Origin of the sequence: Rhodanobacter sp. C05 (assembly GCF_002001165.1) — a bacterium.
GTDB lineage: Bacteria > Pseudomonadota > Gammaproteobacteria > Xanthomonadales > Rhodanobacteraceae > Rhodanobacter.
Window position 1 is genome coordinate 231,725 of record NZ_MUNQ01000006.1, and the last position, 13,159, is coordinate 244,883.

At 62.6% G+C, this 13,159-nt stretch carries 9 protein-coding genes; 5 read left to right on the forward strand and 4 right to left on the reverse strand.

Annotated features, from left to right (window positions below; genetic code table 11):
- Nucleotides 1-398 precede the first annotated feature (398 nt).
- Nucleotides 399-2,654, forward strand: coding sequence for a catalase/peroxidase HPI (katG, locus tag B0E51_RS03700; protein ID WP_077443485.1), 2,256 nt, complete (start codon nucleotides 399-401; stop codon nucleotides 2,652-2,654).
- Nucleotides 2,655-2,815: 161 nt separating this feature from the next.
- Here the strand turns inward: katG and B0E51_RS03705 are convergent, their stop codons facing one another.
- Entirely contained in the window at nucleotides 2,816-3,787 is a 972-nt protein-coding gene (locus B0E51_RS03705) for a LysR substrate-binding domain-containing protein (RefSeq protein WP_077443486.1), read from the reverse strand.
- Between the two features lie 149 nt (nucleotides 3,788-3,936).
- Between B0E51_RS03705 and B0E51_RS03710 the strand changes: the two genes are divergently transcribed.
- From B0E51_RS03710 to B0E51_RS03725, 4 genes are all read left to right on the forward strand, one after another.
- Entirely contained in the window at nucleotides 3,937-4,476 is a 540-nt protein-coding gene (locus tag B0E51_RS03710; protein ID WP_077443487.1) for a peroxiredoxin, read from the forward strand.
- Nucleotides 4,477-4,613: 137 nt separating this feature from the next.
- Nucleotides 4,614-5,153, forward strand: a complete 540-nt coding sequence (locus B0E51_RS03715; protein ID WP_077443488.1) for a carboxymuconolactone decarboxylase family protein — start codon at nucleotides 4,614-4,616, stop codon at nucleotides 5,151-5,153.
- 312 nt (nucleotides 5,154-5,465) lie between these two features.
- Nucleotides 5,466-8,147 carry a M1 family metallopeptidase gene (locus B0E51_RS03720; protein ID WP_077443489.1) on the forward strand — a complete coding sequence of 894 codons (2,682 nt, stop codon included), beginning with the start codon at nucleotides 5,466-5,468 and terminating at the stop codon, nucleotides 8,145-8,147.
- A 253-nt stretch (nucleotides 8,148-8,400) separates the two neighbouring features.
- A complete protein-coding gene (locus B0E51_RS03725) occupies nucleotides 8,401-9,363 on the forward strand; it encodes a hypothetical protein (RefSeq protein ID WP_077443490.1) in 963 nt (320 codons plus the stop codon).
- 1,129 nt (nucleotides 9,364-10,492) lie between these two features.
- Here the strand turns inward: B0E51_RS03725 and B0E51_RS03735 are convergent.
- The 3 genes from B0E51_RS03735 to B0E51_RS03745 are packed head-to-tail and all read right to left on the reverse strand — an operon-like array spanning nucleotide 10,493 to nucleotide 13,149.
- A complete protein-coding gene (locus tag B0E51_RS03735; RefSeq protein WP_077443492.1) occupies nucleotides 10,493-11,506 on the reverse strand; it encodes an NADP-dependent oxidoreductase in 1,014 nt (337 codons plus the stop codon).
- 41 nt (nucleotides 11,507-11,547) lie between these two features.
- Nucleotides 11,548-12,336 (reverse strand): SDR family oxidoreductase, encoded by a 789-nt coding sequence (locus B0E51_RS03740; protein ID WP_077443493.1) that lies wholly within the window; start codon nucleotides 12,334-12,336, stop codon nucleotides 11,548-11,550.
- 42 nt (nucleotides 12,337-12,378) lie between these two features.
- Entirely contained in the window at nucleotides 12,379-13,149 is a 771-nt protein-coding gene (locus B0E51_RS03745; RefSeq protein WP_077443494.1) for an SDR family oxidoreductase, read from the reverse strand.
- Nucleotides 13,150-13,159 lie beyond the last annotated feature (10 nt).

Sequence of the window (13,159 nt, forward strand, 5' to 3'; positions counted from 1 at the left end):
CATGAACAGGGCGCTCGGCGTCGCCGCTCCCATGCAGAAACTGACATTGGTGACCTTGCTCCACTTTTGACGTCCTGTTGGGAAGGGAGGAATGACCATAGCCATTGACTATGAAACCGATTGGAACAATCGAATATACACACCTCATCGCGGTATCTATATTCGAGTGGAGTAAGTGGGACAAACCGGTGCAAGTCACTGCCTCAGCCGCAAACCAAGGAGCCTGTTACGGGCAACCACCGCAAGATCCTGACCGCGCCACTTCCGGCCCTCTGTCGGGGCGGTAACGCCAGATCGTCAAGAAACCCGCGCATCATGGGAAGCCATTCGCAAACACCAGTCATTCATCGGTATTCACGCTCTCAACTGGATCGCAAACAACCAAGGGTGGAGAAGACATGTCAACCGAAACGAAATGCCCGTTCAATCACGCTGCCGGCAGTGGAACCTCGAATCGCGACTGGTGGCCCAAGCAGCTGAACCTGAAGATCCTGCACCAGCACTCCTCGCTGTCCGATCCCATGGGCGATGGCTTCAACTATGCCGAGGAGTTCAAGAGCCTGGACCTGGGTGCGGTGAAGAAGGACCTGCTCGCGGTGATGACCGATTCGCAGGAATGGTGGCCGGCAGACTTCGGTCACTACGGGCCTTTCTTCATACGCATGGCCTGGCACAGTGCCGGTACGTACCGCATTGGCGACGGTCGTGGCGGTGCCGGTGCCGGCCAGCAGCGCTTTGCGCCGCTCAACAGCTGGCCGGACAACGTCAGCCTGGACAAGGCGCGCCGGCTGATCTGGCCGGTCAAGCAGAAGTACGGCCGGAAAATTTCCTGGGCCGACCTGATCATTCTCGCCGGCAACGTCGCCCTGGAATCCATGGGGTTCAAGACCTTTGGTTTTGCCGGCGGGCGTGAGGACGTGTGGGAGCCGGAGGAGGAGGTCTACTGGGGCTCCGAAACCACCTGGCTGGGTGGCGACGTGCGCTACGGCAAGGGAAAGCCGGGCGAGGGGGTGATTGTGGCCGAGCCGGAGCTGCACGGCAGCGAAAAGAGTCGTACCGACCATGGACGCAACCTGGAGAATCCGCTCGGTGCGGTGCAGATGGGTCTGATCTACGTGAATCCGGAAGGGCCGGATGGCAACCCGGACCCGATCGCTGCGGCGCACGATATCCGCGAGACCTTCGCACGCATGGCGATGAACGACGAAGAGACCGTCGCGCTGATCGCGGGTGGCCACACGTTCGGCAAGACTCATGGTGCTGGTCCTGCCGACAATGTAGGCGCCGAGCCCGAAGCGGCCGACATCGAGCAGCAAGGCTTCGGCTGGAAGAGCAGTTTCCGCAGCGGCAAGGGCGCGGATGCGATCAGCAGCGGCCTGGAAGTTACCTGGACCACCACGCCGACGAAGTGGAGCAACAACTTCTTCGACAACCTGTTCGGCTACGAATGGGAGCTGACCAAGAGCCCCGCCGGTGCGCATCAGTGGACACCGAAACAGGGTGCCGGCGCCGATACTATTCCGGATGCCTTCGATGCGTCGAAGCGTCGCGCCCCCAGCATGTTGACCACGGATCTTTCGCTGCGGCTCGACCCGGCCTATGAAAAGATTTCCAGACGCTTTCACCAGCATCCGGACCAGTTCGCCGATGCCTTCGCCCGCGCGTGGTTCAAGCTGACCCATCGCGACATGGGCCCGCTGGCACGCTATCTCGGCCCGGAAGTTCCGGCCGAAGAGCTGCTCTGGCAAGACCCGATTCCCGCGGTCGATCATCCGTTGATCGATGCCAAGGACATTGCCTCCCTCAAGAGCAAACTGCTGGCGTCGGGCCTGACGGTCGCGCAACTGGTGTCGACCGCGTGGGCGTCAGCATCTACCTTTCGTGGCTCCGACAAGCGTGGCGGTGCCAACGGTGCACGCATCCGTCTGGCACCGCAGAAGGACTGGGAGGTCAATCAGCCCGAGCAACTGGCGAAGGTGCTGAAAACCCTCAGCGGCATCCAGAGCGAGTTCAACGGCGCGCAGTCCGGTGGCAAGAAGGTCTCGCTCGCCGATCTGATCGTGCTGGGCGGTTGTGCAGGTGTCGAGCAGGCGACGAAGAACGGCGGTCACGCCGCGACGGTACCCTTCACGCCGGGACGCATGGATGCCTCGCAGGAGCAAACGGATGTGGATTCTTTCGCCGCACTCGAGCCGTTCGCCGATGGCTTCCGCAACTACCTCAAGGGCAAATCCGGCGCATCCGCCGAGGCGTTGCTGATCGACAAGGCACAACTGCTGACCCTGACCGCGCCGGAAATGACCGTGCTCGTGGGTGGCATGCGGGTACTGAATACCAACGTCGGACAAACTTCGTCAGGTGTGTTCACGAAGCGGCCGGAAACGCTGACCAATGACTTCTTCATGAACCTGCTCGACATGGGCACGGAATGGAAGGCGGCCTCGGATGCCAGGGACGTGTTCGAAGGTCGCGATCGCAAGACTGGTGCAGTCAAGTGGAGCGGCAGCCGTGTCGATCTCGTCTTCGGTTCAAACGCCCAGCTCCGGGCGCTGGCCGAAGTCTATGGAAGCGCGGACGCGCAGGAAAAGTTTGTGCGCGATTTCGTGGCGGCCTGGACCAAGGTGATGAACCATGATCGCTACGACCTTGTGTGATCTCGCCGCGTAGGCCTTGAAGGTCTTGTGTCGAGCAAGCTCGATCCGGCTCGGGATCACCCGATGCCGGATCGAGCTTGGGCAGTTGTCGGTGACTCAACCGTGATACCCAGCTGTCAGGCAATGAAGTCGATGGAACGATAGCTTCGACTTCGGCTGGACTATCGGCGTGCGGGCTTGCGCGTCTTTACAGAGGCTGCCGCGGCGGCCAGCGGCGTGGCGGCCGAGTGCGGGTTGAGCAGATCGGCGGGCAATTGCCGGAAGATCGCCGCCAGGTGCTTCAGGAATGTATCCATGGCCGAGCTCTTGCGCCAGACCATGGCCACATGCCGGCTGGGTGGCCGACCCTTGAACTCGATCAGGTGCAGATTCTCCAACGGCGCCACCGGCGGCTTCACCGCGGTGACCGGGAGCAGGGTGATGCCGACATTCGCCGCCACCATCTGCCGCAATGTCTCCAGGCTGGTGGCGCGGAAGCCGCTGTGCTCGCCGGCGCCTACCATGTGGCAGACCTCAAGCGCCTGATCGCGCAGGCAGTGACCGTCTTCCAGCAGCAGCAGGTTCTGGTTGGACAGGTCGGCCAGCTTCAGCTGGCCTTGCTTCTGTGCCAGCGGGTGCTCGGCCGCGACCGCCAGCAGGAACGGTTCCTCGAACAGGAATTCGCTGTGCAGGCTGTCCTCATGCAAGGGCAGCGCGAGGATGCCGGCATCCAGCTTGCCTTCGCGCAACAGGCGCAGCACGGTCTCGGTTTTCTCCTCGACCAGCAGCAGTTCCAGCTTGGGGAACGCGGCGCGCACCAGCGGCAGTGCGTGCGGCAGCAGATAAGGACCAAGAGTGGGGAAGATGCCCAGCCGCACCGTGCCGGATTCCGGATCGAGCGTGCGTCGGGCCACGCCGCGGATCTGCTCGATCTCGTTGAGCACGTCGCGTGCGCGGATGGCGATGTCGCGGCCCACCTCGGTCAGCAGCACCTTGCGTGGCGTGCGTTCGACCAGCGGCACGCCGAGCTCGTCCTCCAGTTTCTTGATCTGGGTGGACAGGGTCGGTTGGCTGACGAAGCAGGCATCCGCGGCGTGGCCGAAGTGCCGATGCTCGGCCAGTGCCACCAGATACTGCAGATCGCGCAGGTTCATCGCACGCCTCATCCATGCCATAGGCTCAACCTATGATTGCGATGGTAACAATCAATTTGAACAATGCAAGCGCGGACGCTATCTTGTTCGCCAAGGCTCCTGCTGCAAGGCGTCTCTTATCCCTCGTATCCACCACCAAAGGCTTTTTCATGCTGACCATTGGCGACAAGTTCCCCCAGTTCAACGTCCCGGCCACCGTCTCGATCGAGAGCCTGGACAAGGCGTTCCAGAACATCGACAACAGCACCTACAAGGGCAAGTGGCTGTGCGTGTTCTTCTACCCGAAGGACTTCACCTTCGTCTGCCCGACCGAGATCAAGGGTTTCAGCGACGTGAACAGCCAGTTCGCCGACCGTGACACCCAGGTGCTGGCCGCCAGCACCGACAGCGAGTTCGTGCATCTGGCCTGGCGCAAGGACCACAAGGACCTGCGCGACCTGAAGTTCCCGATGCTGGCCGACATCAAGAAGGACCTCAGCAATGCGCTGGGCATCCTGACCGATGACGGCGTGGCGCAGCGCGCGACGTTCCTGGTCGATCCGGACGGGATCATCCGGTTCGTCTACGTCACCGACGGTTCGGTCGGTCGCAACCCGCAGGAAGTGCTGCGCGTGCTCGACGCGCTGCAGACCGACGAGCTGTGCCCGTGCAACTGGAGCCAGGGCGAAGAGACCCTCAAGGTCGCCTGATTCCACAACGCTTTGCTTGCAATACCCCGCGCGTCAGGAGTCCCTCCCTCCCCCGTTGACGCGCGGGTGGCCCCACCGGCGGCGAAGTTCGCTTCGCCGCCGGTTTTTTTTTGCCCCGAATTCATTGAAGGTGTCCCATGAGTCTTGCCGATCTGAAAAGCCAGTTGCCCGACTATGCCAAGGACCTGCGCCTCAACCTCGAGTCCGTATTGACCGAGGGTGGTGCGCCCGGCCTTACCCAGAAACAGATTGCGGTGATCGCGCTCGCCTCGGCAATCGCCTCGCGCTACAAGCCGCTGACCGCGGCGATCAACGCGGAAGCTGCGCAGCACGCCAGCGGCGAGGAATTGAATGGTGCCCGCGTCGCCGCCGCAGTCATGGGCATGAACAACATCTACTACCGCTTCGTGCACCTGGTCGGCGACGCCGAGTACGGCACGTTGCGCGCCGGCCTGCGCATGAACGCGATGGCCAATCCAGGCGGCGACAAGATCGACTTCGAACTCGCTTCGCTCGCCGTGTCGGCCGTGAATGGTTGCGGCATGTGCCTGGAGTCGCATGAGAAGACCTTGCGCAAGCATGGGCTGTCGGCGCAGCCGATCCAGAGCGCGGTGCGCATTGCCGCGGTGATCCATGCGGTCGCGGTCGCGCTGGAACAGGCCGACGTGGCTGGCTGAGCCGAGCCGTTCGGGAACTTCGAGTAACCGCCTTTTTGCGCGTCATTCCCGCGAAAGCGGGAATCCATTTTGATTTTGCGGAACAGCAACTTGGATTCCCGCTTTCGCGGGAATGACGTCACGTGGGGTTTTTTCGAGGTTCCCGTTAATCGAATAGGAAAGACCAACCCCGATCAGCGATGGTCGGGGTTTTTGTATCAAACGCATGGACGTGGACTGCTCGGGGGTCAAGGCCCATGTCTTTTGGCACTGGGTCGCAAGTCATGCCTCACCCTAGCGTGGACGTTTGTTTTCGTCCCAGGGAAATCCGCCATGCGCCGTCTCGCCAGCCCCCTTTTGCTCACTGCACTTGCCGCTTGCTGTGGAGCAGCGTTCGCTGCTACCGCCGATCAGGCGCCGCAAGGCCGCTTGCCGCGCTGGGCGGTACCGCAGTCGTATCAGCTGTCGTTCAAGGTCGATCCGGCGAAGGAGGATTTCTCCGGCACCACCACGATCAAGGTCAAGCTGACCCAGGCTTCCGATCACCTGTGGCTGGACGGCAACGAGCTGAAAGTGTCGAAGGTGGAAATCACCGATGCCGCCGGCAAGGTGCATGCCGGCAAGTATGTTGAAGCAGATCCGAAGGCTGGCGTGGTGCGGGTGGATTTCGGCAGCACGCTGAAGCCGCAGGAGCTGACCTTGAGTTTCGACTACAGCGCGCCGCTCAACGCGCAGCTGCAGGGTCTGTACAAGGTCAGCGCGAAAGGTCAGCCGTATGCGATGACGCAGATGGAGCCGATCAGCGCACGCTTCGCCTTCCCGAGCTTCGACGAGCCCGGTTTCAAGACGCCGTTCGATATCAGCCTGACGATTCCGGATACCGACACCGCGGTGGCGAATACCCAGCAGGTGAAAGAAGCGCCGGCCGGCGACGGCTGGAAGACGCTGACGTTTGCACAGACGCTGCCGCTGCCGACCTATCTGGTCGCGTTCGGCGTGGGACCGTGGGATATCGCCAAGGGCCCCGACATTTCGCCCAATGCCTATCGCACCACACCGCTGCCGTTGCGCGGTATCGCATCCGCAGGCGAGGCGCATCGCATGTCGCATGTGCTCGGCGAGACGCCGAGCATCATCCACGCGCTGGAGAACTACTACGGCTTCGGCTATCCGTGGGACAAGCTCGACGTGCTCGCCGCGCCGGACTTTTCCGCAGGCGCGATGGAGAACGCCGGCCTGGTCACCTTCCGCGACTGGCTGCTGCTGCTCGACAAGGATTCGCCGGCGCGCAATGTGCAGGGTTCGTTCAACGTCACCGCGCACGAGCTGGCGCATCAGTGGACCGGCGACACGGTGACGCTGGAATGGTGGAACGACATCTGGCTCAACGAGGCGTTCGCCACCTGGATGCAGCAGAAGGTGACGATGCAGGTACATCCGGAATACCGCGCCGATCTCGATCGCGTGCGCGGCGTGCAGGGCGCGATGAGCAGCGACAGCCTGGTCAGCGCACGCATGATCCGTCAGCCGATCACCGGCAATGGCGACATCGAGACCGCGTTCGACGGCATCACCTACCAGAAGGGTGCCGGCGTGATCGCCATGTTCGAGAACTATGTCGGCGAGAAGACCTTCCAGAAGGGCATGCAGGCGTATATCCAGCAGCACAAGTTCGGCAACGCCGTGGCCAGTGATCTGGTCGGCGCGATCGCTAAGGCTGCGGGCAAGGGCGATGCGTTCAAGCATGCGTTCAACAGCTTCCTCGACCAGTCCGGCGTGCCCTACGTGCAGACCAAGCTGGAGCAGAAGGACGGCAAGACCGTGCTGCGTCTGAGCCAGAGCCGCTACCTGCCGATCGGCAGCACGGGCGATGCAAAGCGCATCTGGGGCGTACCGGTATGTGTGCGCTACGGCACCGCTGATGGCAGCAAGGTCAGCTGCGACATGCTCGACCAGGTCACCGGCTCGATGGTGCTGGCCGGCGCCAGCAATCCGACCTGGATCATGCCGAACGCGAATGCCAGCGGTTATTACCGTTTCAGCCTGGGCAAGGTCGAACTGACCGGTCTGATCAAGCAGGTCGGCAAGCTCAGCGATGCCGAGCAGCTTGCTTATGCCGACGCGGTCAACGCCAGTTTCCGTCATGGCGATCTGGATGCAGGCGACGTGCTGGCCGCATTGCAGCCGCTGACGATGTCGAAGATCCGCGAGGTGAGCACGGCTCCGCTGAGTCAGGTCGAATGGATCTATCACGACGAAGCCACGACCGATGCCCAGCGCGCTCATTTGGCCGCATGGGTGAAGGACGCCTATCTGCCGCGACTGGAACAGCTTGGCTACCAGCGCAAGGCGGGCGAATCCGAGGGCGATGCCTTGTTGCGCAGCACGCTCGCGAGCAGCCTGGCGTTCGACTTCAAGCTGCCGGAAGTACGCGCAGCCCTGCTCAAGCAGGGTGAGGCCGCACTCAAGCCCAAGCCGGATGGCCGTCTGGATCTGGGTGCAGCCGATCCCGACCTGCTCGGCGATGCGCTGGGCGTGGCCGCCCAGGAGCAAGGCAAGCCGGCCGTCGATGCGTTGATTGGCGAGCTGCCAAAGACCAGCGACGCGGCGCTCCGCAACAGCATCCTCGGTGGCCTGTCCAGCGTGGAAGATCCGGCCCTGACCGCCACGGTACGCAACTTCGCGTTGGACAAGCAGGTCAAGGTGGGCGAAATGGCCATGCTGCTGATGGGCGATCGCGATACCGAGGCCGGTCGCGATGCGATGTCGCAGTGGTTCACCGCGCACTACCCGCAAGTGCTGACGCGCACCGGCAGCTTTGCCGGCGGATACCTGCCACGACTGGCGGCAGGCGGTGGCTGCTCACAGCCGGAACACGATCGCCTGCAGGCATTCTTCAAGTCGCGCATGCAGGACGCCGACGGTATCGGCCGCGGCCTGGCGCAGACCAGCGAATCGATCCAGCTGTGCAGCGCGCTGAAGGCGAAGCAGGACCCGGCGGCGATCATGCGCTGAGGGTGGGGCAGGCTTCATGCATGCCGGCACGACAAGGTGCCGGCTGCTTCGGCACTCATTGGCGCGCGTGCCTGGGCTGAGTGTTGCGAAGCTTTCGGCGCGGTGCCGGAAGCGCTTCGCACAAATTCTGCCCTATAGGTCATAGAATCCAAATCTGATTGAAATCTTCAGCTGCAGCACATCGCTTGTACGCCGAGACGGACATCGTGTTTCACACAATCTGTTTCACCGGCATCGAATACAGGGGGGCCTGATGATCGAGCTGGAAATCCAGGCACTCTCGGAAAGTCGGGAGGGCCTGCTCATTGAAGTTGGCGGATTCGTCATCGCCAACGGATTCACCTTGCAACGGCAACGTCTGGTGCAGGATCCGCACGGTATCCTGATGACGATGGTCGTGCGCGGGCCTTGGCTCAAGAAGCGCGCGCTCGTGTCGGCGTTGAACGCGTATGACCGCTTTCTCAGTTTGAAAGTCGAGCCGTATGTCGAGGGCGAGGCGAAGCCGCATTTTGCGGCATCGCGCAAGCTGTCGTCGTATATGGCTCCGCCCGCTCCAGCGATGGAACCAGCGCCGGCTGCTGCACCAGTGACACCGAAGGTGGTCGATCAGCCCGAGCTGGCCGTGGCGTCTGCGATCGTGGATGCGCCTGAAACGCAGCAAGCGTCGGCGGAGCCCGAGCCGGAGTTCGAGTTCATCCTGCCCAACCCGCCGCGACCGGCTGCGGCATCCGCACCTGTGGTGGCGGTACCGTTCGTCGAGTTGATCCAGCAAGGGCCGGACGAACCGGCCGTCGACAAGCTGCTGCGCGGACTGGAGTACGACTATCCGCGGATTGTGCCGCAGTTGCTGGCGATGGATCGTGTGGTTGCCGAGGCGGCGCGCGAGTCGTCGCTTGCGCTGGCTGGGCGGCGCATTGGAGGCTGGGTTTTCGAGCGCGAGTACGCGCTGGATGGCGGGCTCGATTTGCGCGAGGCGATCGAGCGCATTGGTGTTCCGGCGCTGCGCGCGCTGGCCGAAGTCGATCAGCAGGGCGCCCAGTTGCACATCCAGGACAGTGCGCTTTGCGCCGAGCATGGCCACTCCGGGTGCAGTTTCTTCAGTGGTTTTCTGGAGGGGCTGCTGGGGGCTGCCATTGCGCCGGGCAGCTTGTCGATTTTTCCGGTTTGTTGTCGTAGTTATGGTGCGGATGAGTGTGTGTTGGCGATTTCGGATTAAGTGGGTTTGGCGGGTTCGGCCGCTGCCATTTTTTTGAAGCAAGAGCTTTCGTCCTCCTGCGGAGGGCGAGTCACTTTCTCTCGCTTGCCCGAGAGAAAGTAACCAAAGAGAGGGGCACCCCGCTTACGCGCCTTGCGGGCATCCATGCCCGCAAGGTCCGCGGTCGGGCTACGGGGTTTGTCGACAGCACATCCTGTGCTGACGCCAAACTGGCCGGCATCCATGCCGGCCACCCTGCGGGCTTTCCTACACCCGCCCGCCGCTTCAGAGGGGCCCCGGGTAGAGCGACGCGCATCCTGCGCGTACTTTTCAGAAGAGCCAGATCAAAAACAGAGCTACCGCAGAGCAATGCTTTGCTGTTGCTTTTGCTCATTCGGATCTTCACCGAGTCCGGGCCATGATGGCCCGCTGCTCTACCGGGGCCCCTGTGCGGCGGTGAGGCGAGCCCGACAGGCCGCGTAGCGGGCATCGGCATGGACGCCGATGCCTTTTCGCCAGGACAGGAGTCCTGTCGAAAAGCCCGGCCCCGGCTCACGAACTTGCCGGGCATGGATGCCCGGCAAGCGCCAAGCGGGGTGGCCTTTCTCTTTGGTTAGCTTTCTCTTTGGCCACGCAAAGAGAAAGTAACTCGGGCGCGAAGGCGCACGAAAAGCCTTTGCTTCAACGTCGATCGCGAATAAGCCAGAGCGATATCTGGGAACGTCTGCTTTGGGCCGGAAGCGGACATTAGCCAGCAAACTGCGAATATGCGGCCATAACCCCTTTCACAAACGCCCCAATGGCAAGTAATCCGGTCGCCGGGACACCTAGCAACATGCGTGCGACCCGTGAAGGTGCATCCCGTAGGCTTTGGTTTTCACCGGGGACGTCCATTCCAAGCAGATAGGCGAACGAAAGCGCCATTGCTGACAGGAGTGTCCCGAGAGCAAACCACTTCAACGGCTCTTTGAAATCGACAAAAGGCACGTTTCCGAGGCTGTAGATGAGAACGCCGGCGACCGCTGCTCCATTCAACAGCCTGCTAACCAAAGTGCTTTCGCTGTACGAGTCATTTCTGTCCCTGACTGCCGATGACTAATCTGAAACGTCTGCTTTGGGTCGATAGCGAACATTACAGAACAATCGCACCTTACGCCTGCGGGTCCACCCGCAACACCAACTTCCCCCGATGACTCCCATCAAACAATCGATTAAGAACCTCAGGCGCATTCTCCAACCCATCCGCCACCGTCTCCTCCGCCTTCAACTTCCCCTCGCGAATCCACCTACTCAACACCTGCACTGCCTCGCGCGTCTTCGTGTAATCAAGAATCAGAAATCCCCGCATGCTGAGCCGCTTCATTACGAACACACCGTAGTCGTCGCTGGGGCGCTCACTGCTGTTGTAGCCGGAGATCAGGCCGCACATCGCGATGCGACCGCCGATGACCATGCGTGAGAGCACCGCGCGCATCACTTCACCGCCGACGTTTTCAAAGTTGACGTGGACGCCGTCGGGGGTGGCGGCCTTGAGTTGCTGTTTGAAGTCTTCGGCCTTGTAGTCGACGGCGGCGTCGAAGCCGAGTTCGTCGGTGAGGTAACGGCACTTGTCGGCGCCGCCGGCGATGCCGACTACACGGGCGCCGTGGATCTTGCCGATCTGGCCGGCGATGGAGCCGACCGAGCCGGCGGCGGCGGAGACCACCAGGGTTTCGCCGGACTGCACCGGGGCGATATCGGTGAGGCCGTAGTAGGCGGTGACGCCGCTCATGCCGCAGGCGCCGAGCAGGGTGGGTAGCGGAATGCCGGGATCGGCGGGCAGGCGCACGTAGCCCTTGGCGCTGTCGTGCAATACCAGGTAGTCCTGCCAGCCGGTGATGCCCTGCACCAGGTCGCCTTCCTTGTATTGCGCCGAGCGCGACTGCACCACGCGGCCCAGGCCGAGCGCGCGCATCACTTCGCCGATCGCCACCGGCGGCAGGTATTGCGGGATGTCGCGCATCCACACGCGGTTGGTCGGATCCATCGACAGGTACAGCACGCGCAGCAGCACCTCGCCATCCTTCAGTTCGGGCACGGCTTGTTCGACCAGGTCGAAGTTCTCGCGCTTGACCAGGCCTTCGGGGCGGGTCTTCAGGCGCAACTGACGATTGACGTAGGACATGGGGTTCACCGTGATGCGGGAAGGGGAGTGGGTGGGTTCGACTATACGGCGCAGGCGCCGCCGTCGATCACCATTTCGGCGGCGGTGACGTAACGGCTTTCGTCGGAGGCGAGATACAACACGGCATAGGCGACGTCGTCCGGTTCGCCGAGGCGATGCATGGGAATGCCGTGGGTGAGCTTGCGGGTGGCTTCCTCCTCGCCCAGCGCGTCGAAGAACGGCGCCACGATGCCGGTGCGGATGAAGGCCGGGTGGATCGAGTTGCAGCGCACGTCGATCTTCTGCCGTGTGCAGTCGATCGCGACCGATTTGGTCAGCATCGCCACCGCGGCCTTGGAGGTGTTGTAGGCGGTGTAATCGGGGCCGACCTTGAACGCGGCCAGCGAGGAGATGTTGACGATCGACGCGGGCTGATGCGCGCGCAGATGCGGCAGCGCATGCTTGCAGCCGAGCATGATGCTTTCCACGTTGACGCTCATCACGCGGCGCCACTCCCTCAGCTCGATCTGTTCTACCGTGCCGAGCGAGCCGATGCCGGCATTGTTGACGAGAACAGAGAGGCCGCCCATGGCGTCGTTCGCTTCGGCCAGCAGTGCATGCCAGCGCTCCTCGTCGCGCACGTCCTGCGCGGCGGACCAGGCAACCTGCCGACCACGTTCGTGGTTGATCTCTTCTGCCACTGCGCGCACGCCGGCTTCGTCGATATCGGTCAGAAAGACATTCGCGCCGTGTCGCGCAAGCATGCGTGCGATTGCGGCGCCGAGACCGCCGGCGGCGCCGGTGACGAAGGCGTGCTTGCCGGCGACGCGTTGTGCGGAAGGTTCGGTCATGGCGTGTTCCTGCCGGTGTTGATGAGGATGGAGTTGATCGGATCAGACACAGAGGTAGCCGCCATCGACGTTCAGCACCGCGCCGGTGGTGTACGACGACGCGTCGGAGGCGAGATAGAGCACCGCGCCGGCCATTTCCGATGGCTGTGCCACGCGGCGCATCGGCACATGCGCCAGTGCCTGTTTGAGGATCGCCGGCGTATTCACCAGCACCGAGGCGAACTTGGTGTCGGTCAGTCCCGGCAGCAGCGCGTTGCAACGCACGCCGATCGCGGCGCATTCCACTGCAAATGCCTTGGTCATCGAGATCACCGCGGCCTTGGTAATCGAGTAGATGCCCTGCTGGAAGCCCGGCACCACGCCGTTGACCGAGGCCACGTTGACGATCGCGCCGCCGCCGTTGGCTGCCATCAGCTTCGCGCCATGGGTGGACATGTAGAAATAGCCGCGGATGTTGACGTCGACGGTCTTCTGGAAAATGCCCGGATCGGTATCCAGGATGCTGCCGAAGTAGGGATTGGTGGCCGCGTTGTTGACCAGGATGTCGAGCCGGCCGTGGTGTTGCGTCACGTGCGCGAACAGCGTCTCGATCTGCGCCAGCTCGCCGATATGACATGCAAACGCTTCGGCCGAACCACCCGCCGCGACGATCTCGTCGACCACCAGCTGGCAATCGGCCTCACGTCGGCTGGAGACGATCGTGTGCGCACCGTGTGCAGCCAGCAGCTTGGCGATTTCGGCGCCGATGCCGCGACTGGCGCCGGTGACGATGGCGATCTTGCCCTTGAGATCGAAGTTCGGAGTGGTGCTCATGGCGAGGTCT